This window comes from Pseudoalteromonas sp. McH1-7 (genome assembly GCF_013366255.1).
Lineage (GTDB): Bacteria > Pseudomonadota > Gammaproteobacteria > Enterobacterales > Alteromonadaceae > Pseudoalteromonas > Pseudoalteromonas peptidolytica.
Genome location: NZ_JABWPQ010000006.1, coordinates 169,674 through 190,255, shown reverse-complemented (window position 1 = coordinate 190,255; position 20,582 = coordinate 169,674). Strand labels below are relative to the sequence as shown.

Below are 20,582 nucleotides of genomic sequence, written 5' to 3'. Positions count from 1 at the left end.
GATTTGAACCCTAGATACGCTATTAACGTATGCCGGTTTTCAAGACCGGTGCTTTCAACCACTCAGCCATCTCTCCGCAGCGGGGCGAATAATAGAGAATCCCCCTGCGCTTGTGAAGCTTTTTTTTAAATTTTTTGACTGTTTGCGTAAATTTCGCCCCTTTCGGATAATTAGCAATCAAAATTAAGCTGTTTGCTGTGTTTCTGCGAACTTATCACAATATTCAATGTCTTAAGCTAAAAAGAAACTATGATATATACAATCACATTAACAGCGATATTGATCTAGAAACCATTGCCCCAACATATAACTATTGATACTCTTGTCCGAGTTATTTTTGGGACAGCATGTCTTACTAAGGAGCTTGAATCATGGCATTCAATCATTCATACAACACTGCAAAACCGCTAATGTCGACAATGGAAACCAATAAAGTGTTGAAAAACACTTACTTCCTGTTGGCTATGACATTGGCATTTAGCGCCGTAACCGCTGCAATTTCTATGACAATGGCACTTCCGCCAATTACGGGGATTGTATGTTCACTTGTGGCTTTTGGCTTGTTATTCGTAATAGGTAAAAAGGCAAATTCTTCATCCGCGATAGGTTTGGTCTTCTTGTTCACCGGTATTCTGGGTTTTGGTTTAGGTCCGATGCTCAACCATTACGCAGCATTACCAAACGGTGGTATGCTAATCGCACAAGCGCTTGGTACGACCGCACTCATTTTCTTTGGTTTATCCGCTTATGCACTAACAACCAAAAAAGACTTCTCGTTTATGGGTGGCTTTTTAACGGTTGGTTTAATCGTGGTTATTATCTCAAGCCTAGTAAACTTGTTCATTGGATCGAGCATCGCGTTTATGGCAATTAACGCGGCAGTTGTTTTATTAATGTCTGGCTTTATCCTTTATGATACAAGCCGAATTATCAACGGCGGCGAGACAAACTACGTGCTTGCAACTGTGAGCTTGTATTTAAGTATTTATAACTTATTTACCAGTATCCTTGCCCTTTTAGGTGCGTCGGATGACTAACTCAGAATTTCTGATAAAATAAGCCCCATTACGGGGCTTTTTTTATGAGTAAAATTTGAGTCAAATAGCCATATCAGTGCACTTTGGCGTAGCTGCACAATCAAAGTTAACTTTACTAGAACGGTATGTCGATGCCGCTATTAAAAGTGACCATCAAATCGCGTGTATCTTTCTATACCAAGATGGTGTTTATCACGCCAGTCAAAATATCATACACGCTTCCGACGAATTGCAACTAAACGCACTTTGGCAACGCATCAAAGATAAAGGGATCCCCCTGTTGCTGTGTGTCACCGCTGCGGAAAAGCGCGGCGTTAACATCGAAGACGTTAGCCCTTTCACCGTTGCTGGCCTTGCGGAGTTTGCCATGATCTCGAGTAAGTCTGATAAGTGGGTGCAGTTTAAATGAGTAAAAACGTGTTAATTATTTCTCAAACCAGTCCATTTGACCAAAATAGTCTGAAAGAAGCGCTCGATGTCGCACTAATCTATGCAGCGATTGATCAACAAGTAAGTTGGCTTTTTACCGGTTCTGCTGTGCTATCGCTCCAGAAAGCCCTTAATGCTCCACTACTGGGTTTAAAAGACATGTTTAAGCAATTAAAAACTCTGGAAATTTATGATGTCGAGCGGGTTTATGCCTGTCAGTCAGCGATGGAGGAGTTCAACGTATCGGCACACTCCCTTGCTGTTGCTACTGAAATCAAAAATCAACATGAAATCCTTGCGTTAATCAAACAACATGACTTTGTGGTGACACTATGAGTACGCTACATATTATTTCTAGTATCGAAGCATGCAATCAGCTGCAGTTTGTATCCCATCACGACACAATTTTATTATGTAATGATGGCTGCTTTGGGCAAACGCGTATCTCAGCTGGGGATGCAAATGTGGTGATGCTGCAAACTTGCGCCAGTGCCAGAGGTATTGTCCCAGAAGCCGGAGTAAAGCTTATTTCTGACAAAGACTGGGTTGAGCTGACCATTACGATGAACAATTCAATTACTTGGTAATCATCATGCTAGAATTTAACAACCACACTATAGAGACAGATAAACAAGGCTATTTGCTAGATCATACTCAATGGACTAAAGATTTAGCACCCCTTCTAGCCGCAGAAGAAAATATTGAGCTTTCAGATGCACATTGGGAAGTCATCGAGTTTGTAAGAAGTTTTTACCTAGAATACAACACCAGCCCCGCGATCCGCATGCTGGTAAAGGCAATGGCTAAAGCACTAGGCGAAGATAAAGGTAATAGCATCTATTTATATAAGCTATTTCCAAAAGGCCCAGCCAAACAAGCAACAAAAATAGCCGGATTGCCAAAACCCGCCAAATGTATTTGATAATACTTGATAAAAAATATGAAGCTTATTACTCCATAAGCTTCATATTTAATCATAATAAGTTAAAATTAGTTTGAAGCAATTACCCCATCAAAAACTTTATCAATCATTACTTGAGCCAACCGTTCATCTATAGACAATGGTTCAGGCACTGCATAATCAATATCCACAACGCCATTGTCCGTCAATACCAACTTAGATGCTATTTGATATTTTGACAAGCTTCGTGAGCTATAGTCATAGACATAAACCTTTTCTCCTAATTGCCCCGTATGCGCTCTAATTGCCTCACTTTGTTTTTTTAAATCGGAGCACATATGACAGCTGGTTAAGACATTATATTTAGCTTGAAAACCACAGTATGCTATAAAGCTCACTAATGAGAGAAATATTAATAATAGCCCTAAAAGATATTTTTTCATATTGGCTCCTAATTAAGCATTTGGAATCAGTTCTCTTAGTACGTTTCCAACACGTTATGCTGGCTATCGTAAGCATTAAGTACTTTAAAATCCTCGCCGTCACTTTGCTCACTTTCAACCGCAAGCACATAACTTCCATCGGTAAACACTAATTTATGAAGGAGCTTTAAATCTACAAGTTCATTGGTATCCATATCCAAAATATCTCTAATTGAAATTAGCAAAGGCTTGATACGACTTTTTAGATTAACAATAATTTCCTTATTTAAGCTACTTCTCATCGCCGATGTTAAGATAAAGTCATTTGCATTCTCCTTGCTCCAATCCCCTTCAACCTGGTGAGCTGCTATCAAGTAGGGTGATTCGCTCAAATAGCTACCATAATTCAAGCTTTCCAGAAATAATGATTCTAGTGGTTCAAGCGCCATTGACTCTTTTTCAGTTAATGAAAGTACTCTGTATTGCGGTATGTAAACTTGCTCACCCTCAACACTCGCTTTATCATGATAAATTTCGACCTTGCTCAAGTTTCTATTTACAAAATCATAAATAAAAACAATGCCATTATTGCCTATGCCTAATATTTCTATTGCAACACTTCTAGCCTCAATATCTTGGCATCCATGACAACCACCTAATAATCTAAATTGATTACTACTCATTTTCTCTGTGCTTGAATGGCAAATAAAACTGAAAAACAAGATAAATACAAATGAGATCTTAAAGTTAATATTCATAATTATTCCTTTTTATATATAATATTAATGAGTTACAAAGTCACTGACTAACTACAAGACGCTAAGCAGGTCATCCGACTATTGTCAGAGGAAATAGTGCAACTCGTCTTTATTCTCGGGCAAGAGCGAGACAATTCAGCTTGTCGCATTCTTAGGCCTAGCTCTGACACATACTCTTTGAAATTTTCATAACGAGCCCATTGCCTATGCTGATAATACTGTGGTGTATTGGGGGGCGTGACAGGGATGGTGTTGCCGTCTCCATCTTTAACTTCAACTATGTTATAGGTTTGTCTATGTAGGTTAGGTTCAACTTTTACGTATGAGCCATCTGGAAAAATTATATTAAAATCAAATTTCTCTGAAAAGATCGCAAATCTTTTTATGTTAAGAGCAGAAGTAACCCTATTTACTAAGGTTGAAACTCTATTATATCCAAGCCGAAAGTGCGTATCAAATAATTCATCTCGCATTTGTGAACTCCGAACAAAGTCATAAGCGTTGTTACCATAGGGACTTGAGCTAACAACTATATCAGTATGGAGAGAGCCTCGGTTAACTTCATAGGTTAATGAGCGCTCTTTAAAATCATTAAAGACTTGAACAATATTTTGCCCATACTCTCTTTCTCTAGATGATAATACTTCAGCTCTCACTCTTTTTTTGGGACTCGCAGGGTAGGGTCAACTTGGATCCACTCATAATATACATAATACTTTTTAAGTGTTCATGCTGGGTAATTAAATACGAAAATAGTGCCACTTTTCCCAGGTTCCCATGTGTCTTTAGCGGCAGATTGACTATAGCTTTCGCTACATCCATGGCAGGCTGTCATATTATGTTTAAGATCAGTGTTTAGTTCAGAATTAGCCTGAGCATTACAGCTGAAGACTAAGGCAAAAGCAAAGTAGATTATAAAATCATTTATTCCAAATGTTCTTTTCATATATTTATCCTTAAATATTTACTTTAAAACCAAGGGTAGTTTAAAAAACAACCAAAATCAACATTAATAAAAAGAGAATTTTAAATGTTTTAGATTATTATATTTTAAACAACAATATAATTAAGATAGAGATTTCAACTCAGTGTGACGGTGCCTGATTAATCTCAACCTAAACTTCGCTATATACTAGTGAAAAAAGAAACAGGCGCTAAATGCGAGGCCGAGAAAATTCCTAGGGCTTAGGCAATCAGCCGTGATATTTCGATGAATTAAGCAAAGCAGCCTAATTTAACGAGAAGTACGCTTCGGGCTTGAATTCACGAGTACATAACCTGTTTGAAAAATAGCAACGCTATACAAAGCTATTTATAATTTAAAAAGCCTAAAACCTTAGACGATTTTAGGCTTTTTAAGCTATTCTTAACTATATTACTTCGTATACGCTCTTGGCATATCAGAATCTGTCGTATATCTGTCTCTTAGTTTATCGTGGCGTGACTCGGTAGACACTTCCTCGCCATTGATCCAAATCTTATCAATTGTAGTGCTAAATTCAAAAGGATCTGCGCTCCACATCACAATATCTGCGCGCTTGCCAACTTCTATTACACCACCATCAATACCAAGCGCAGCCGCTGGGTTTGCAGTAATTGCCTTTAATGCGCCAGCATGGCTCATACCATTTGCTACAGCAATACCTGCATCAAAACGCAGCTGGTAAACATTGTGACTTCCATCACCACCAATGGACAAAATAACTTTCACCCCGGCTTTTTCTAGCTTTCCAGCATTATCAAGGCTTGCGTGCATAGAATCAAAACTAGAGGGTAAATTTGACACCGCACTGAGGATAACTGGCACGTTAGCTTTAGCTAACTCGTCAGCGACTAATACAGCATCATTAGCACCTTTAATGATTAGGTCAAGGCCAAACTGCTCCTTAACTTTAATCACTTCTAATATATCTGAAGCTCGTGATACCGAAGCAATAACTGGCATTTCGCCCGCTAACACTTGAGTTAACACCTGCTCTTCAGCGGTTGGTTTAGCTTTGTCTTTATCATCCTTTTTATTTTGCTTTTCTTGGTGCGACGCAAGCTTTTTGACGACATTATCTAATGACTTTGCACGAGACCCTTCGCTTTTGGCACCCAAGTGAATAACTAAAGCGCTTTGCCTATCAGTTACGCTATCAAACGTACCCGATAAATCAACCACAAAGCCAAGCCCTGCGAATTCACTTTTGCCACCCCAGGGCGTAACTAAGTTTTGTGTAACACCACCCTTTCTTGCGTACGCGATCAAGCTACTACGAGGGTTAAATGCAGTACTTGCATCAAAGTCTATACCAGCTGCGTCATCACCGGCGTCCCGAGAGGCTGCGACTGCCCCCACCTCAACCAAACCTAGTTGGTTCATGGAGCCGATAAACCCTGGCGTGATAATTTTACCACTGGCGTCAATCGTCACATCAGCATTTATGTTATTTGGATTAATCGCTTTTATTTTACCGTTTTCAATTAGTAGCGTGGCCCCCTCAATCACCCCTTCAGCCGTCGCGGTGTGTAGAGTAGCATTTGTAATTGCAGTGACTTCTGCAAATGCAGCCGAATGAGCAAGTAAAGCGCTAGTGATCATGGCTAATTTCATGGTTTTCATCTCATCAACTCCTTACTTTTGACCTAACATAAAGTCACTAACTGCTTGGTATTTTTCATCGTTGCGGTCATAAACTTTGCCACCATCTATAAATACCTGCTCTGCTTGAGAATAAACACTAAAAGGATTCGTGTTCCAGATCACCACATCGGCCTGCTTACCCTGCTCAAGCGATCCAGTTTTGTCTTGGATCCCAAGAGATTTTGCTGCATTGGCAGTGATCCATTTGATAGCATGTTGCTCACTAATATTGAAGCCTGACTGATTAGCTGTATTCATCACTTTTGATGCTTCATGATTTAGGCGCTGGATAGTTGTACCTGAATCTGAGTGAACCACTGCACAAGAGTTCTTCACTGCATCAACAATAGCAACATTCTCCTGAACCATATCGTACGCTTCCATTTTGAAGCCCCACCAATCTGGCCAAAGTGCCGCACAGTTACCATTTTCAGCCAAAAGATCAGCAACTTTATATGCTTCAATACCGTGATGGAATGTCCCTGCGTGATAACCAAACTCTTTTGACAAGTCGATCATCATGGCCATTTCTTCAGCTTTATAACAATGGTTATGAATTAAAATCTCGCCGTCTAACACTCCACGTAAGGTATCAAGTTTGATATCACGTTTCGGTGCATCTGGATTCAAGCCAGCAGCATATTCTGCTTCATATTGTTCCCAAGCGCGCTTGTATTCACCGGCTTCAATCCACGCTTCTCGATAGCCAGCCATATTACCCATACGAGTATACGGTGCGACGCCCTTTGATCCATATACGCGCTTAGGGTTTTCACCACATGCCATTTTGAGGCCGTAAGGTGCATCTGGAAACTTCATCGCTTGCATTGTTGGTGCTGGCACATTTTTCAATGTAACCCCTCTACCCCCAAATAAATTGGCTGAGCCTGGTAAGATCTGTAATGTAGTGATCCCCCCTTCCCGAGCTCGGTTAAACCCGGGATCCTGAGGCCAAACAGAATGTTCGACCCAAACTTGTGAGGTATTTGGGTTAACTATCTCGTTACCATCACTGTGTGACTCTACACTTGGGCTAGGGTAAGCACCAAGATGTGAATGCACGTCAATAATGCCGGGCGTGACCCACTTACCTTGTGCATCTATTGTGGTATCAGCTGTGACGGACAAATCTTTGCCAACTTGTTGGATTTTCCCGTCAACAATAAACACATCACCTTGCTCAATCTTATCACCAGTCCCCGTTAACACAGTTGCATTAGTAATTAAAGTGGATCGTGAAGGTACTGCTTTATACGTGCTCGGATAGGGATTTTTTTCTATTGTTACTTTTTCTTTCTGAGGGCCGTTGTCCTGACAACCCATCAGCGCAGCGGCAATACCAGCTACAACTATGGAGGGAGTATATTTAACCATTTTTGTCATCTCTATTGTTTTTTTGTGACTTTAACTTGTACACCACTAATTTACGCAATTATGCGCTTTAGTGACAAGTAATTACGACGAACGCCCCTTATTATAACGTATGTTTTGACATTCGGGAGAGACAAAATCTAACCATTGATCTGGAATGTAAATTAACGTCAGTATTGACACGTTTTGACATATTTCCGTCCATTGGTTAAAAAATCGCATGCTTTTGTGAGATGCCGCATTAATTAAATGTAAATATTCTTATTTTGATAAAAAAACTTTTCCAAATATGACGGAGTGGAGAAAAAAATACCTTTTAAAACAGGGAAGTAAAAAACAAATACACACTTGTAATACTCTATTACATTCCGAATTACTTGATTTACAGCATTCACGAGGATCTTTGGCAATACTAACTAGGTGTCCAAGAGATAGCCAAGGAGCTAATCATGAAACTGTTCAATTTAGTATGTCTTACTTCACTTTTTGCTGCCGCTAGCGCATCAGCTGCTAATTTCAGTCCCGCAGACGACTCGATCGCCACCAAAGTATGTATGTCTGTCGTTAAAGACAACAAGCTACATCTACATAACACACTAAAAAGTAGCCGTTTAGATAAGCGTATCATTGAAGACAAGCTACACTGTAACGATCTTCCTGTCGGCGAATTTGCAGCCACCTATGGCTTCAATACTGTAGCAAAGTATTTAGGTGCTGATGAAAATGTAAAAACGAGCATCAAAGACATAGCAAAAATCTCTGACAAAACCATACATGTCTCCGGCTCAAGGTAATCACTAAGCCGGCGACCCTAAGTTAGCAATTAGTATCCAAGGCGTAGATACCCTGACTACGCCTTTATCATTATCCCCAGAAAAATGCGGTGACTTGAGCATTAACCCATTGAATAGGTCAAACTAACGCTGTTAGTAAACCAAACGATCCACCGAAAACACCACCCCAAACTACGAGCCAGCCTAAGTGTGTTTTAATCATATTTTGTATAATCTCCTTTACCATCTTAGGAGTCAGTTCGTTCAGTCGTTCATCTACTGCCGTTTCAATCGTCTTGTGAATGTCATCTCCCATTAGTCCAGCACTCAAGGCTTCGCTAACAGCAGCGTCAAACTCGGGTTGTTCACCAAGCTCAATAATAGCGACGCGCATTTTCTCAATAAATGGTTCCCTCAGTGGCTGGACGGCTTCTGTACCACCGAACATCTGTAACATTGCACCAAATTGAGAGGCCTCTATCACGTTGAGTAATCTGTCGAATGCAGGGTTTAGGTCAACTTTGTTCGCTATTGGAGTTAAATCGAATTTGGGATGTTCATTACTTAAAAATTTTTCTAACTTTTCTTTGCTGAAAAACTCACTCAAAATAAGTTCTCGAATAGATGCTTTAAACGACTCAAACTTTATCGTGATAATCCCCGATCCGTATAGGAATGGTACCTTTTCGAATAACATATGTATCGCCAACCAATTTGTCATCGCTCCTGATAACGCAAATAGCCCTATTGAAAACACCACATCCTGCTGCCACACCAGGCCGCATACTGTGATGACCGCCGCAGTCAAATTGGTAATGATATTTTTATTCAATGTACTTCCTTTGGATAAAATCGCTTGACCGATATTCTATTTTTTTTATAAAAAAGCCTCAAGTATTTGTGATCTTGAGAATTTCAACCATATTTTAAACTAAGTGGCTCTGTTGGATCTTACTTATGTGGAACAAGGTCAACCAACAAATCTCTGAATCTCTTCATGAAACATTTGAACTGTCTTCAAAACAGACACTTAAAAGCTATGGCTCTAAAAAGCTATACAAAATTTCTAACCAGCATCATCAATTTCTGGTGAAGGTGGCTCCCATACAAGCGCTTGAGCGTTTTGAGTGTGAAGTAAACAACAGAGAGAAGCTCATTCGCGATTCGGACTTTTTAATCGCAGACACCATTACCCTCGGTACCAGTGTAGAATTTTGCTTTTTGGTATTAGAGTGGCTAGAACTTGATCATCGTAACGAAAATTGGCTTGAATGCGGTGAAAACCTAGCAAAACTGCATCAACGTCACGAGCAAGAGATGTATGGACTGGAAGAAGATAACTATATCCATGAGCTACCTCAACCAAATCAGTGGCACAAAAAATGGGAAGTATTTTTCGCCGAGGAAAGAATCGGCTGGCAGCTTCAATTACTCGCTGAAAAAGGCGTTGTATTGACCGATATAGATACGTTTGTAGAGCACCTCAAACCGTTATTGCCACATCATGTCGCGCCCTCATTGGTTCATGGTAACTTTTGGCATGGCAACATTGGTTTCAGTGAGCGCAAGCCAGTGTTATTTTCACCGGCTTGCTATTATGGGGATAGGGAGATCGATATCGCTACGGCTTCTTTATTTGCCCCACTCCCAGAGGCATTTTATCAAGGTTATAGTTCAATCTACCCACTTGCTGACAATGCGTCGCAAAGGTTAGCAATTTATAGGCTATACCCGCTGTTAGTTCAAGCTAACCTATTTGCTGGCAAATACCTACGGGATGCCGCAGAGCAGGTAAATGCAATACTCAAGTAATTGCCATATTTTCGTCATAATGAACTATAATTAGTCGGAGTACATCTTGGCCAATATTTGTGGGGGGCCAATGAAAAATCTATACCAGCAACGTATCGAATGCCCGCACTGCGGGCACCATATTTTCGTTAGCCTAGATACCAGTGAAGGTGATCAAGACTACTATGAGGACTGCGCAGCATGCTGTAGCCCAATACATCTAAATATGCATCTCGATCATTTGCATAACAAACTTGAGTTAAGAGTTGATAGCGACGATGAGCAAATATTCTGAGTAACTTAAAGTGTAGGCTCAAAGATACGGACTCGCTTGCTTAAGGTTTCTTTTTTGAAGCGAGAAAGTCTTGTCGACAATACAGCTTTCCCTAAAACTCTCGGGCTAGATAAGAAGGTAAAGCAAGTTGTGCCCTGACAGTAAAGAGGTAGAGCACTCCTTCTCCAAACTTCTGGTTAAATAAATGTTTATCGCAATCCGCGTCAGATTCATTCCTTGATATTGAACAAGTATAAAGCCTAGTTGGTTTCGTATCGTCAGCAAAAGTCAAAAAAGCGAAACACCCACGACACCATTTAATCGCTAACATGCTCCAGCAAGGACTGCTTTTTCATGTAATTTTCTACGGTATTTATTATCGTGTAGGTTTGCTGGTCGACCTCAATATTAACAGTATCATTCTCACTACAAGTACCTAAATTGGTTAGCGCCAATGTTTCTGGTATTAGGTGAAGCCAAAAGCCATGTTTGTCCACTTCCCCTACTGTAAGGCTCGCCCCATTTACTGCAATAAAGCCTTTATACATAACATATTTTCGCCATGCTTGCGGTAGAGCAATGTGCATTTTTACATTGCCAGCACTGCGTTTAATCACGCTAATATGGCCAGAAGTTTGAATGTGCCCTGAGATAATATGTCCGCCAAGCTCTGTGCCAAATGTCATTGAGCGCTCGAAATTAACCTGCTCTCCTCGCGTAATATTGCCTAGGTTTGTTAACGTTAACGTTTCATCAATCACATCGAAGCTAACCTGACCGACCACATCATTGTCTAATCGTTCAAAGTGCACTACGGTGAGGCAACATCCATTAATCGCAATACTTGCACCTAATGTGAGTTTATCTAAATATTTGCTGCCAACAGACACCACTAGCCTGACTAGGTTTTCTTCTCGTTTGGCTGATACAACTGTCGCTTTGGTTTGAACAATTCCAGTAAACATATCTACCCTCATGATTTCAGAAACTGGATTGTAACTAAATCAACTGAAAAGGTGTACTCAATATCCACATGATATTTTACCTCCAGTTAGTTTAACTTGGATCGCAGCCCAGACTAGAAAACAATTAAGCCTTCGGATATAAACCGCATGTATTAAACCGCAAAGTTTTGCTATATGTCTTTTGCTAAAATAAAATAACGCTTTATTCCTCAAGCAGTACCGCATCATGAATTTCTCAACTTGGGAAGCTAGACGTTTGTTACAGTTGGCTATCCCCGTTTTTCTTGCACAAGTAACTTTAGTACTCATGACCGTTGTAGATACTATGATGGCAGGCCAGGTAAGCGCTGAAGACCTCGCCGCTCTTTCCATAGCGACGGGTGTTTGGAACCCTTTAATATTCAGTTTGCAAGGTATTTTGCTGGCATTAACGAGCATAGTGGCACACTGTCATGGTGCTAATGACCAAGCTGGCATAAAACAGTTTTTTCAGCAAAGTATGTATTTATCTTTAGGGCTGTTTTCTATCGGGATCTTAATTGCTAATTATACGCCAGTTGTTTTTAGCAACATCGGTGCTAGTGACAACGTGCAAGGTCTCGCACAAGGTTACATCGATTTTGTTAAATGGGGACTCTTAGGCTTTTTAATATTCACAGTTTATCGCAACGTAACAGAAGGTGTAGGACAGACCAAACCCGCATTCTATATCAGTGTCGTGGGGCTTGGTATCAACATCATTGCGAACTACATCTTTATTTACGGAAAATTTGGCGCGCCAGCCCTCGGTAGCGCTGGGTGTGGTTTAGCCACCACAATTGTGCTGTGGTCTATGGCAATCGTTCAGTGGCTTTACAGCCTAAAAAGTAAACATATTCCAGGTAAGGCTCTGATTACTGGGTTTTCCAAGCCAAATCTATCGGTCATGAAGTATATTGCCGCACTTGGCTTTCCCATTGCCCTAGCAACGTTTTTTGAGGTCACGCTGTTCGCTTGTATTCCTTTATTTATTGCGGATTTAGGCTCAATAGCTGTCTCCGGTCATCAGATTGCAGCAAGTGTAACCACCATGTTGTTCATGATGCCTCTTAGTTTATCTATGGCTATCGCTATACGTATTGGAAATTTAACTGGACAAGGAGCAACAGCCAACCTTCGAGTTGCAATAAAAACAGCCTTTACTTTGGCAATCTTAATTGCACTATTTGTCGCGGTGGTGACGTATATAAGTAGAGATAGTATTGTGTGGCTATATACGAAAAATGAGGAAGTTGCTGCTCTTGCGACCAGTATTATGGTTTTAGCATGTTTGTATCAATTACCAGACGCGTTACAAGTCTCTGCAAACGGCGTGTTAAGGGGATTAAAATACACCAAGCCAATATCGTGGGTAACATTTATATCTTATTGGTTAATTGGATTTTCTCTGGGGTATATGTTGGCAAAGACAGACTGGATCACAACAGCGATGGGGCCACAAGGGTTTTGGATTGGTATCATAATCGGGTTGAGTACCGCAGCGGTGTTGCTGGTGACATGCGTGAATAAGAGGGTGAATTTTGAAATTAGCAAAGCAAATACTTAGTCTAATTATCATATTACTTGTGACTGCTTGCTCAAAGCAGCCGTCGGATACGTTTGCAGATTATCAAAGTAGACTTGCTTCAGCCAGTGATATTGAAGTGGTTAAGCCTCAACCACTTCATAACATTGACATACAAACAGTATCTCAGCCGCAAAGCGAGCTGAGCATTTCTGTTTTAGATATTGCCCAAACTGGGCATTGTAAAATAACGAACTTAATTGCAGCTCAGAACAACCAATTAGGGAAAGTAAGTTATCCGAGTGAGCGATTAAAGTATACCATTGAGTTCCTTCAGCATGCTCCCGACTGCATTACTCATCCCAAAACCAAGAAAGAACTCAGCCAAATCTTGATCCAAGCTCTGGCAGAAAAGCGAACGCAACTGCCTTTGTTTTTTCTACATATGATGACTAATGAAAAAGAGCTCGCAAGCCTTGGGTTATTAACTACCTCAGAGATCCCACCAGAACCAACCGCACTAATGGGCGACACATTAGCGGCTGTTAATATACTCGCTGATGTGGCTGTCAATATAAATGATCCCGATCAGATTGCAGCAACCACCATAACGCCTGCATTAAAAACGTTATCTCACCGATTTATATCGTCACTTTTGACCAGTTTACGTAAACAAACACAGTTCAATACCGCTGCCACTTTACAAATGAAAAATCTCAAGCTAGAAGAAGGCGTGTGTCGCAAAGGGAGTAACAGAAAACAGGCACACATTATTAGTAATGTTTTCTCTAAGTACTACCTGAACGATATACAGCCATATCAAGCAATGTTAACATCAATAACACAGCAGCTCATCCGAGACTGGCAACCTATTCAGATAGTGTTTGAAAAACATGGCATTTCTGATCCGCTCATGCTGCAATCGCATTTAGACGAACTCAAAGCTTCTGCTAAAGCGCACGTCATTTGGTGGCAAAATTTTTATAAACTGTGTGAAATAACACCATCATGAGCAAAAAAAAGGCAAACAATCAAAAAATTAGGAAAGGCGCTTGATCCAACCGCTCAGTCACTATATATTACAACGCGTTGACAGGGATTCCCCTGATAAACGTCAGTACGACCGTAGCTCAGTTGGTTAGAGCACCACCTTGACATGGTGGGGGTCGGTGGTTCGAATCCACTCGGTCGTACCAAAAACACCTCAAAAAATTGTACAACCGTAGCTCAGTTGGTTAGAGCACTACCTTGACATGGTAGGGGTCGGTGGTTCGAATCCACTCGGTTGTACCAAAACTCAATAAGTCTTAATATATCCAATACTTCCTTATCTCCATAAAAATTTTTGCAAAATATATGTCTATTAAAATATTTCATTAGCAATATTTTTAAAAAAGGAACAAAGTAATACCAATTTTTTAATTAAGAAGTCGATATAACATCGCTAGGCACTTCAAGGAAAGAAAAATAAATGGATAGGTATACAGTGTATGATGGGTTAAGGGGTTGGCTTCTTATCATTATTACCTGTAATCATTTATATGGTAATTTCATTCCGCAGATCACCCGAGCACCATTAGGACTTGTGTCTGCAGCCGAAGGATTTGTTTTCTTGTCAGGCTTTATTGCTTACTTGGTTTACTCACGATACAGCGAAGACAGCGCTAAACTCAAGACTAAAATTTGGCAGCGTTGTTGGACTATCTATAGCTTTCATATATTAGCTATCACGTTAACCTTTACATTAGTCGGAATATTTCCGATATACGTATCGCAATGGTCAGGATTTTTTAACGCAGCGAACTGGTTTGTCAGCCCCACGCAGAGCTATTTTTTAGCCTTGCTATTGTTAGAGCAACCGGGCTACCACGATATTCTAGTATTGTATTTAGTCCCTATGATCTTACTTCCTTTTGCTATTAGTGCCATCAAACGAGGGAATGCGACTAGGGTTGCAGCCATCACCGTCTTTATTTGGTTGATGTCTCAATTTGTAACTATGCAGTGGTTTACACCGTTGCTTGAGCTATTAGGTTTAGATGTATCAACGAATGTTAGCTACTTTAACCCCTTTTCATGGCAAATTTATTTTTATATGGGTGTCCTCCTTAGCTACTTAAAATATGATAAGAATATAAAGTTTAGCTTTCCCTTGGGCATTAAAGTTTTTCTACTTTCGTTGCTCGGAACTATAGTCGTCATTAAACACACGGCTCCTGAGTTAATGCAGCCGTACGTCTATGGTAGCGGTAGCGCTTCGCTCGTATACCAATTCAACTTATTGCTTGTCATCTATCTCTTTATGTTGTTAATGCGTAGTGTCCCTTTTGTCTTTACGTTGAAATATCCAGTTTTTTTAGGGCAACATGCCCTACCCGTCTTTAGTTTTCATACCATTGTTATTTACTTTTTACAGCCTTTCAGCCAGCCATATACATTAGCATATTGGTATTGGGATCTGCTCACTTGCTTATTTTTTCTGGCGCTACTTGCTCTACCCGCCAAGATGGACCAAATATGGCGGGCAAGCAACCTAAGAAACCAATTTATTCAGTGGTATCGGTTACCAAGTTAACTAACCCACACTTTGGCTATACGATAAAAGCTGATTGATATTAGCATACTCTTACAACGACTTTACCTCGATTCAGATTTTGCTCTAAAAGCTCATGTGCTTGTTCAATATCATCCCAGTGTAGAATTTTGTATATCGGGATCTGCATCTCAGGCTCTGCAAGTCGACTGCTAAACATGGAGGTAAAACTAGCAACTAATTCTGTTTTGTATGCGATTGAACGGTTCCGAAGTGTGCTACCGTGTAGATTAAATCTCTTTGCTAACACTTTTGCGAAGTCTAGCTCTGCGTATCTTCCACCCAGCATTGCCAATAAGATACAACGGCAGTCCATTGCAGCAACTTTTAGGTTGGCTTTAAGATAATCACCAGCTACGGGGTCTAGTATTACGTTTGCCTTTAAATTACGTCTTTTCATTTCTTCAGCAAAGTCAGACTCAGAATAGTTAATCGTATGATCTGCACCTAAGGAGATAGCATACTGGGCTTTCTCTTCACTGCTTTGGGTAGTTACCACTGTAGCACCAATATGTTTGGCGATTCGAATGGCTGCACTGCCAACTCCAGATGCTCCACCATGGCAAAGCAGCACATCATCTGCTTTTAATTGGCCTACTCTTATTAGCGCATCAAATGCCGTCAGGTATATCTCAGCGAGTCCTGCACTATAGCTATGACACATACCTGAGGGGACAGGGATAAGTAAAGCGGCCTCCGCAACCACATATTCTGCATAAGCACCACCTGAGGTTAAACAAAAGACATCTTTCCCCAACAAGTGTTCAAGTGCCCGATCAGCAACTTTAACTACAACACCTGACGCCTCCAAGCCTAATATTTCGCTATCCCCTTGAGGTGGCGGATATTTACCTTGACGTTGAAGAATATCGGCACGATTCACACCAAAAGCATGTACTTTGATTAAAACTTGAGTGCCCATGGGAGCTGGTGTATCCGTGTACTTATTTTGAAATTTGGAAGATGCGTGACAAATGTAACGCATCTTAGCTGGGATTAATCGACTTTTTTCCATACTTCCCTTTCAACAAACTTACCATCTTCATAAAGCTCATGATGCCACAGTTTCCCATCAACTTTATAGTTGAATGACATAGTTCTTCCTAGTAAAGAAGGAATATTCCCATACTCGTACGTTTCAATAAATTGATCGCCTTCTAGCTTATAGCTACCACCCCCCGCATACTTAAACTCGCCTCGACTTTGAGTGATATAACTATGATGAGTTTCTGTGATAAGTTTGGTCGATGTTAATTCGGGAGCTTTTGCGGTGATACGGCCATTTGGCGTTGCATATTCCCCTTCGACAAATTCCCACGTCCCAAGTAGTGGGTTTGATAAGGCAGCAGTACTAACCATGAGTATAACTAATTTCATTAAATTTCCTTGGTTGATGTTTTGTATAGTTTTACACAATAGACTGTTCAGTTCAGTTGAGATAATCTCAACTGAACTATTCAAGTGAACCTGTGCGTTAGTGCTAACCAAAAAGCGATAAACATGAGATTTTATATTTTATTTGCGCTGGCCTGCATTACAAATAATGTAGGTGCAACACACATTGAATTAATGTATTCAAGCTGGGTAAGTAATACAGATCAGAAGCACATCAACACTTGGGTTTCGCACAGTATAGAGGCCACTGAAAAGACATTGGGCGCTTTGCAGCAAACCAAACTCAACATTACGGTTGAGCCTGTTTTCTTAGCTTCCGAGCCAGTACCTTGGGGGCAATAAAGCGAGGGGAATATGACTCAGTGGAGTTACATGTTAAACGTTTCACTTCTAGTGAGGTATTACTTAAAGATTGGACTATTTATCATGAAGTTGCCCACCTCTATCATCCATTACTAGATTATCCTGACTTTTGGCTAGCCGAAGGGTTAGCCACTTACTTACAAAATATCATCATGCTTGACAATGCTGTGTTTGACATCGATGAATTTAACTTACGACTACGCTCGGGATTAAAGCGTGGCAGAGACAATACCAAGGCGGCACCAGGCACTTTATCATCTGTCAGCGAAAACATGTGGTCTTTGAACGCGCAGCAGCGAGTATACTGGAGTGGAGTCGCCTTTTTTATAGAGGCAGATTTGGCTCTATCTACAAAGGGGAAATCAGAGTCTGTCAGAACGTTGATTGCACAATTTCAACGCTGCTGCAAAATGACACACCCTTCAGGACAAAGGCACAGTGCTCAACTATTTATTGCACACCTTGATCGGCTATCTAAAACGACTATTTTTTCTAACCTTTATGCCAGTTACAAACTTAGACGCGATTTTCCAATCATAAGTTCATCTCAGCTAAATGCGCTCCAGCCACTGCGCTAGCATGTTCACGCTTGTTCACTTTTTTGTTTCCCAGATTCAATTGCGCGAGTCATCGCACCTAGCAAATCATGTAACTGGGTATCTATATTTTGTAACTGTTTATTTTTCAACTTTTCATCAAGTTGATGGGCAATTTTATGTATATCAATACAGTCAAACATGGCAGCCGTGCCTTTGATTGCATGTACCGTCTTCGCTAAGGCCTCGTAATCTTGATACTTAGCTTGGTTCTTAATTTGTATGATTTGTTCGTGTAATCCCGATACATATTGTTGTTTCAGCTGATTAAACTCAGCTTCTGGCAGGTCAAGCTCTTCTTCTACTTTAATATCCAGATAGTGCGCTATTTTTTGACTAAAGATAAGTCTATCAATTGGCTTTGCAAGGTGATCGCTAAAACCTAACTTCAAATAACGATCGATTTCATGCTGCATGGTGTTGGCGGTAAGTGCAATCACTGGTGTACTGCACCCTGTCGCTTGAATAAAGCTAAACGCTTGTTCACCATCCATAACCGGCATCTGAATATCAAGCAGAATAAGATCAAATTCATTGTCCAGCACCGCTTGTACTGCAAGTTGACCATTTTCCACAGCAGTAACTGATAATCCCATTCTTTCTAAGATCCGTTTGATTAACTTACTGTTATCGGTATTATCCTCCGCGAGTAACACCTCTCCTTTTAATGCCTGAGTAATTTCTTCTGGCACCTTGATATGCTCTCGTACATCCCCAATTTGTGCTAAGCTTTCTACCCACCTAGTTCTCTCCGTCGTATATAGCCCTAACGACAATGTAAATGCTGTGCCCGAGCCGACCTCACTTTCAACAAAAATATCTCCATCTAACTTATTCGCGAGACTCTTTGAAATGTTTAATCCAAGCCCAGTTCCTCCATACTTTCTTGAAGTAGAAGAATCAGCTTGGTAAAACGCACTAAATAACTCCTTTTGTTCATCTGCGGTCATTCCTATCCCAGTGTCACGCACCGTGATCAGTAACCTTTCATTTTGGCACGCAACATCGATTGAGATTTTCCCAACCGTGGTAAACTTCATGGCGTTAGAGGTTAAATTAAGCAAAATTTGGCGCAACCGCGTGGGGTCTATTACAACAAAATCAGGTAATGGGAAATGATAATTTAGTGCAAATTCCAACCCTTTATCTCTTATCTGCTTACCCAGTAGAGAGTCCACATGTGCAATCGCCTGAAAGAGATTAGATTCAACCAATTCAACTTCGAGTTTATTCGCTTCAATTTTAGACATGTCTAAAATATCATTTATCAAGCCTAAAACATGTCTCGAGTTTTGCAAAATAACTGATATTGCATGATTCCGCTCATGAGGTTTTATATCTCCAAGCATAATGCCATCGGCATAACCTATAATGGAAGTCATAGGAGTTCTAATTTCATGGCTCATATTTGCCAGAAAACGGCTTTTTGCCTCACTCGCATCTCTAAGTTCTGCAGCGACCTGTTCTAACTCATAAGTGCGCTTCAGAACTTTTGCTTCTAGGTTTTTGTTTAGCTCAATATTCTCCTCACTGGTGATCCTAAATTTATCAGCAACGGCAAAAGCCAATAAAAGTGCATCTAGTGCCGAGCCTATCAGCCCATACAAATACAAATTGCTTGATGACTCAGGAAGTAAACTGAGATTAGTAAAATTACCAATCATATTTGGCACAGCCATAGCAACATAAGCAAAAACAAAATAGCGTGCGGGTTGAAACCCTTCAGACCACCGCTTTACCCCAACAAATAAACCAAAACACATTGCAAGACCAGTCACTAAGGTTGCCCAAATAAAGCCAAACCCTGGAAAAAGAATGCAAAATGGTAAACCCAATGCAGCTATCACCCCTAACCAAATTGAAATTGAAACATAATTTGGATGGGCATCTTTAAGCTTTAATAGGTGTATGTAAAACAGTGCGTTAGTAAGCGGTGCAAGTGCAAAGCCCAACCAATGAAGATTAGCTGAATAAAACCCAAACAATTGGTCTGGTACGTGAAAAAAATGACTCCATGCAAACACCCAAACACAAGTAAATAGCGCGTAATAAAGGTGGGTAATATCTTTCGATCCGATATAAATAAGTAGATTATATAACCCCAGCACAATGCCAACCCCAAAGCAGAGTGTCATTATTAAGTTTTCATATACGATTTTGCGTTCAAAGTCCCTGAGCGGCTCAATAGTCAGCTTGACGGGTGTATAGAAGAAATCGCTCTCAAATAGAGTAATAATATAATATTCTTGGTTAGGCTCTAGATGAATTTGGTTTCCATAGTGAAATGCAAACTCGTTTTCGACCACACCGCCGGAAAATACACTGATAACAGATTGGGGCGTGTATATCCGAGACTCAATTTTGCTCAGCACGGTGTTGTAGGGGTATAACACAAACTCACTAAGTGGACTTTGATTCTTCACTTTAGTCACTAAAAAATACCGACCTGAAAATAAAGCTCTTTTCTCAAAGGGTTGTTGGGTGGATTCCCAAGTCTGTATCTCATCCCAATTCTGAGGAAACCGGGTGCTAGATGTTGCCTCATAGATGCGCCCAATATTGTGAAGGTTTTGATAATGCCAAGGTTGTGAAAGCGTCAACGATTTTTGATCAGCAAAACAGGCTCCCGAAAACCAAAAAATACAGAGCAAAATAGATAAAAAGCGCATGCTAACGGGCATCCCTTTTCTATGAGCAGCTTTCTTTTCACCTAATTTGCGCAATTTTATACCTCAAAAATCTAAT

General features: G+C 40.4%; 23 protein-coding genes and 2 tRNA genes. 15 read left to right on the top strand and 10 right to left on the bottom strand.

The genetic code is table 11. The features are described 5' to 3' along the window. Positions 1-371 precede the first annotated feature (371 nt). From HUZ36_RS06520 to HUZ36_RS06500, 5 genes are read left to right on the top strand one after another with little or no spacing between them, the layout of a single operon-like run. A complete protein-coding gene (locus tag HUZ36_RS06520) occupies positions 372-1,037 on the top strand; it encodes a Bax inhibitor-1/YccA family protein (protein WP_128731325.1) in 666 nt (221 codons plus the stop codon). Positions 1,038-1,092: 55 nt separating this feature from the next. Beyond that, positions 1,093-1,446: a sulfurtransferase complex subunit TusD gene (gene tusD / locus HUZ36_RS06515; protein ID WP_176032398.1), complete on the top strand. Its 354-nt coding sequence runs from the start codon at positions 1,093-1,095 to the stop codon at positions 1,444-1,446. Then, positions 1,443-1,802: a DsrE family protein gene (locus HUZ36_RS06510; RefSeq protein ID WP_128731323.1), complete on the top strand. Its 360-nt coding sequence runs from the start codon at positions 1,443-1,445 to the stop codon at positions 1,800-1,802. Before tusD ends, HUZ36_RS06510 begins: the two co-directional genes overlap by 4 nt. Next, a complete protein-coding gene (locus HUZ36_RS06505; protein WP_128731322.1) occupies positions 1,799-2,053 on the top strand; it encodes a DsrH/TusB family sulfur metabolism protein in 255 nt (84 codons plus the stop codon). Before HUZ36_RS06510 ends, HUZ36_RS06505 begins: the two co-directional genes overlap by 4 nt. Before the next feature lie 5 nt (positions 2,054-2,058). Next, a complete protein-coding gene (locus tag HUZ36_RS06500; RefSeq protein ID WP_176032397.1) occupies positions 2,059-2,388 on the top strand; it encodes a TusE/DsrC/DsvC family sulfur relay protein in 330 nt (109 codons plus the stop codon). Between the two features lie 68 nt (positions 2,389-2,456). Here the strand turns inward: HUZ36_RS06500 and HUZ36_RS06495 are convergent, their stop codons facing one another. The 5 genes from HUZ36_RS06495 to HUZ36_RS06475 form a co-directional block, all read right to left on the bottom strand. Beyond that, a complete protein-coding gene (locus HUZ36_RS06495) occupies positions 2,457-2,810 on the bottom strand; it encodes a hypothetical protein (RefSeq protein WP_128731320.1) in 354 nt (117 codons plus the stop codon). A 35-nt stretch (positions 2,811-2,845) separates the two neighbouring features. After that, positions 2,846-3,547: a hypothetical protein gene (locus HUZ36_RS06490; protein WP_128731319.1), complete on the bottom strand. Its 702-nt coding sequence runs from the start codon at positions 3,545-3,547 to the stop codon at positions 2,846-2,848. A 727-nt stretch (positions 3,548-4,274) separates the two neighbouring features. Then, the gene (locus tag HUZ36_RS06485; RefSeq protein WP_176032396.1) at positions 4,275-4,493 is read right to left on the bottom strand and encodes a hypothetical protein; all 219 of its coding nucleotides are present in this window, start codon (positions 4,491-4,493) and stop codon (positions 4,275-4,277) included. A 429-nt stretch (positions 4,494-4,922) separates the two neighbouring features. After that, a complete protein-coding gene (locus HUZ36_RS06480) occupies positions 4,923-6,152 on the bottom strand; it encodes an amidohydrolase family protein (RefSeq protein WP_128731317.1) in 1,230 nt (409 codons plus the stop codon). Positions 6,153-6,164: 12 nt separating this feature from the next. Then, the gene (locus tag HUZ36_RS06475; protein ID WP_128731316.1) at positions 6,165-7,547 is read right to left on the bottom strand and encodes an amidohydrolase; all 1,383 of its coding nucleotides are present in this window, start codon (positions 7,545-7,547) and stop codon (positions 6,165-6,167) included. 446 nt (positions 7,548-7,993) lie between these two features. On the opposite strand from HUZ36_RS06475, the gene HUZ36_RS06470 reads away from it, so the two are divergent. After that, the gene (locus tag HUZ36_RS06470) at positions 7,994-8,338 is read left to right on the top strand and encodes a DUF3718 domain-containing protein (protein ID WP_176032395.1); all 345 of its coding nucleotides are present in this window, start codon (positions 7,994-7,996) and stop codon (positions 8,336-8,338) included. Positions 8,339-8,456: 118 nt separating this feature from the next. On the opposite strand, the gene HUZ36_RS06465 is transcribed toward HUZ36_RS06470, so the two are convergent. Further along, positions 8,457-9,149: a DUF445 domain-containing protein gene (locus HUZ36_RS06465; RefSeq protein ID WP_147389890.1), complete on the bottom strand. Its 693-nt coding sequence runs from the start codon at positions 9,147-9,149 to the stop codon at positions 8,457-8,459. Between the two features lie 125 nt (positions 9,150-9,274). On the opposite strand from HUZ36_RS06465, the gene HUZ36_RS06460 reads away from it, so the two are divergent. Both HUZ36_RS06460 and HUZ36_RS06455 read left to right on the top strand, forming a co-directional pair. Beyond that, complete coding sequence (locus HUZ36_RS06460; RefSeq protein WP_147389891.1) at positions 9,275-10,129, top strand: fructosamine kinase family protein; 855 nt, start codon at positions 9,275-9,277, stop codon at positions 10,127-10,129. 70 nt (positions 10,130-10,199) lie between these two features. Further along, complete coding sequence (locus HUZ36_RS06455) at positions 10,200-10,403, top strand: CPXCG motif-containing cysteine-rich protein (RefSeq protein WP_125252704.1); 204 nt, start codon at positions 10,200-10,202, stop codon at positions 10,401-10,403. 296 nt (positions 10,404-10,699) lie between these two features. On the opposite strand, the gene HUZ36_RS06450 is transcribed toward HUZ36_RS06455, so the two are convergent. Next, complete coding sequence (locus HUZ36_RS06450) at positions 10,700-11,347, bottom strand: riboflavin synthase subunit alpha (RefSeq protein ID WP_176032394.1); 648 nt, start codon at positions 11,345-11,347, stop codon at positions 10,700-10,702. A gap of 226 nt (positions 11,348-11,573) precedes the next feature. Here HUZ36_RS06450 and HUZ36_RS06445 point away from each other — a divergent pair, with 226 nt between their 5' ends. The 5 genes from HUZ36_RS06445 to opgC all read left to right on the top strand — a co-directional run bounded on the left by HUZ36_RS06445 (position 11,574) and on the right by opgC (position 15,465). Beyond that, positions 11,574-12,932 carry an MATE family efflux transporter gene (locus HUZ36_RS06445; RefSeq protein ID WP_176032393.1) on the top strand — a complete coding sequence of 453 codons (1,359 nt, stop codon included), beginning with the start codon at positions 11,574-11,576 and terminating at the stop codon, positions 12,930-12,932. Next, entirely contained in the window at positions 12,907-13,902 is a 996-nt protein-coding gene (locus tag HUZ36_RS06440; protein ID WP_176032392.1) for a DUF3080 family protein, read from the top strand. The genes HUZ36_RS06445 and HUZ36_RS06440 overlap by 26 nt, the downstream gene beginning before the upstream one ends. A 107-nt stretch (positions 13,903-14,009) precedes the next feature. After that, positions 14,010-14,086, top strand: a tRNA-Val gene (locus tag HUZ36_RS06435). Positions 14,087-14,106: 20 nt separating this feature from the next. After that, positions 14,107-14,183: transfer RNA gene (locus tag HUZ36_RS06430), tRNA-Val, on the top strand. Between the two features lie 178 nt (positions 14,184-14,361). Further along, entirely contained in the window at positions 14,362-15,465 is a 1,104-nt protein-coding gene (opgC, locus tag HUZ36_RS06425) for an OpgC domain-containing protein (protein WP_176032391.1), read from the top strand. A 40-nt stretch (positions 15,466-15,505) separates the two neighbouring features. Here the strand turns inward: opgC and HUZ36_RS06420 are convergent, their stop codons facing one another. Continuing rightward, on the bottom strand, positions 15,506-16,498 hold the full coding sequence (locus HUZ36_RS06420; protein WP_176032390.1) for an NAD(P)H-quinone oxidoreductase: 993 nt from the start codon (positions 16,496-16,498) through the stop codon (positions 15,506-15,508). Further along, positions 16,480-16,860: a hypothetical protein gene (locus HUZ36_RS06415; RefSeq protein ID WP_128731565.1), complete on the bottom strand. Its 381-nt coding sequence runs from the start codon at positions 16,858-16,860 to the stop codon at positions 16,480-16,482. Before HUZ36_RS06415 ends, HUZ36_RS06420 begins: the two co-directional genes overlap by 19 nt. 123 nt (positions 16,861-16,983) lie before the next feature. Here HUZ36_RS06415 and HUZ36_RS21685 point away from each other — a divergent pair, with 123 nt between their 5' ends. Both HUZ36_RS21685 and HUZ36_RS06410 read left to right on the top strand, forming a co-directional pair. Next, positions 16,984-17,220, top strand: a complete 237-nt coding sequence (locus HUZ36_RS21685) for a hypothetical protein (protein ID WP_254879497.1) — start codon at positions 16,984-16,986, stop codon at positions 17,218-17,220. A gap of 20 nt (positions 17,221-17,240) precedes the next feature. Beyond that, positions 17,241-17,819: a hypothetical protein gene (locus tag HUZ36_RS06410; protein ID WP_254879495.1), complete on the top strand. Its 579-nt coding sequence runs from the start codon at positions 17,241-17,243 to the stop codon at positions 17,817-17,819. Positions 17,820-17,824: 5 nt separating this feature from the next. On the opposite strand, the gene HUZ36_RS06405 is transcribed toward HUZ36_RS06410, so the two are convergent. Then, positions 17,825-20,518 (bottom strand): 7TM diverse intracellular signaling domain-containing protein, encoded by a 2,694-nt coding sequence (locus HUZ36_RS06405; protein ID WP_444428304.1) that lies wholly within the window; start codon positions 20,516-20,518, stop codon positions 17,825-17,827. Positions 20,519-20,582: the final 64 nt, after the last annotated feature.

Excerpts from the sequence above, each read along its gene's own strand:
- HUZ36_RS06520 (WP_128731325.1), top strand. The coding sequence starts at position 372 with ATGGCATTCAATCATTCATACAACACTGCAAAACCGCTAATGTCGACA.
- HUZ36_RS06510 (WP_128731323.1), top strand. The coding sequence starts at position 1,443 with ATGAGTAAAAACGTGTTAATTATTTCTCAAACCAGTCCATTTGACCAA.
- HUZ36_RS06505 (WP_128731322.1), top strand. The coding sequence starts at position 1,799 with ATGAGTACGCTACATATTATTTCTAGTATCGAAGCATGCAATCAGCTG.
- HUZ36_RS06500 (WP_176032397.1), top strand. The coding sequence starts at position 2,059 with ATGCTAGAATTTAACAACCACACTATAGAGACAGATAAACAAGGCTAT.
- HUZ36_RS06495 (WP_128731320.1), bottom strand. The coding sequence starts at position 2,810 with ATGAAAAAATATCTTTTAGGGCTATTATTAATATTTCTCTCATTAGTG.
- HUZ36_RS06490 (WP_128731319.1), bottom strand. The coding sequence starts at position 3,547 with ATGAATATTAACTTTAAGATCTCATTTGTATTTATCTTGTTTTTCAGT.
- HUZ36_RS06485 (WP_176032396.1), bottom strand. The coding sequence starts at position 4,493 with ATGAAAAGAACATTTGGAATAAATGATTTTATAATCTACTTTGCTTTT.
- HUZ36_RS06480 (WP_128731317.1), bottom strand. The coding sequence starts at position 6,152 with ATGAAAACCATGAAATTAGCCATGATCACTAGCGCTTTACTTGCTCAT.
- HUZ36_RS06475 (WP_128731316.1), bottom strand. The coding sequence starts at position 7,547 with ATGGTTAAATATACTCCCTCCATAGTTGTAGCTGGTATTGCCGCTGCG.
- HUZ36_RS06470 (WP_176032395.1), top strand. The coding sequence starts at position 7,994 with ATGAAACTGTTCAATTTAGTATGTCTTACTTCACTTTTTGCTGCCGCT.
- HUZ36_RS06460 (WP_147389891.1), top strand. The coding sequence starts at position 9,275 with ATGTGGAACAAGGTCAACCAACAAATCTCTGAATCTCTTCATGAAACA.
- HUZ36_RS06455 (WP_125252704.1), top strand. The coding sequence starts at position 10,200 with ATGAAAAATCTATACCAGCAACGTATCGAATGCCCGCACTGCGGGCAC.
- HUZ36_RS06450 (WP_176032394.1), bottom strand. The coding sequence starts at position 11,347 with ATGTTTACTGGAATTGTTCAAACCAAAGCGACAGTTGTATCAGCCAAA.
- HUZ36_RS06445 (WP_176032393.1), top strand. The coding sequence starts at position 11,574 with ATGAATTTCTCAACTTGGGAAGCTAGACGTTTGTTACAGTTGGCTATC.
- opgC (WP_176032391.1), top strand. The coding sequence starts at position 14,362 with ATGGATAGGTATACAGTGTATGATGGGTTAAGGGGTTGGCTTCTTATC.
- HUZ36_RS06420 (WP_176032390.1), bottom strand. The coding sequence starts at position 16,498 with ATGGAAAAAAGTCGATTAATCCCAGCTAAGATGCGTTACATTTGTCAC.
- HUZ36_RS06415 (WP_128731565.1), bottom strand. The coding sequence starts at position 16,860 with ATGAAATTAGTTATACTCATGGTTAGTACTGCTGCCTTATCAAACCCA.
- HUZ36_RS21685 (WP_254879497.1), top strand. The coding sequence starts at position 16,984 with ATGAGATTTTATATTTTATTTGCGCTGGCCTGCATTACAAATAATGTA.
- HUZ36_RS06405 (WP_444428304.1), bottom strand. The coding sequence starts at position 20,518 with ATGCCCGTTAGCATGCGCTTTTTATCTATTTTGCTCTGTATTTTTTGG.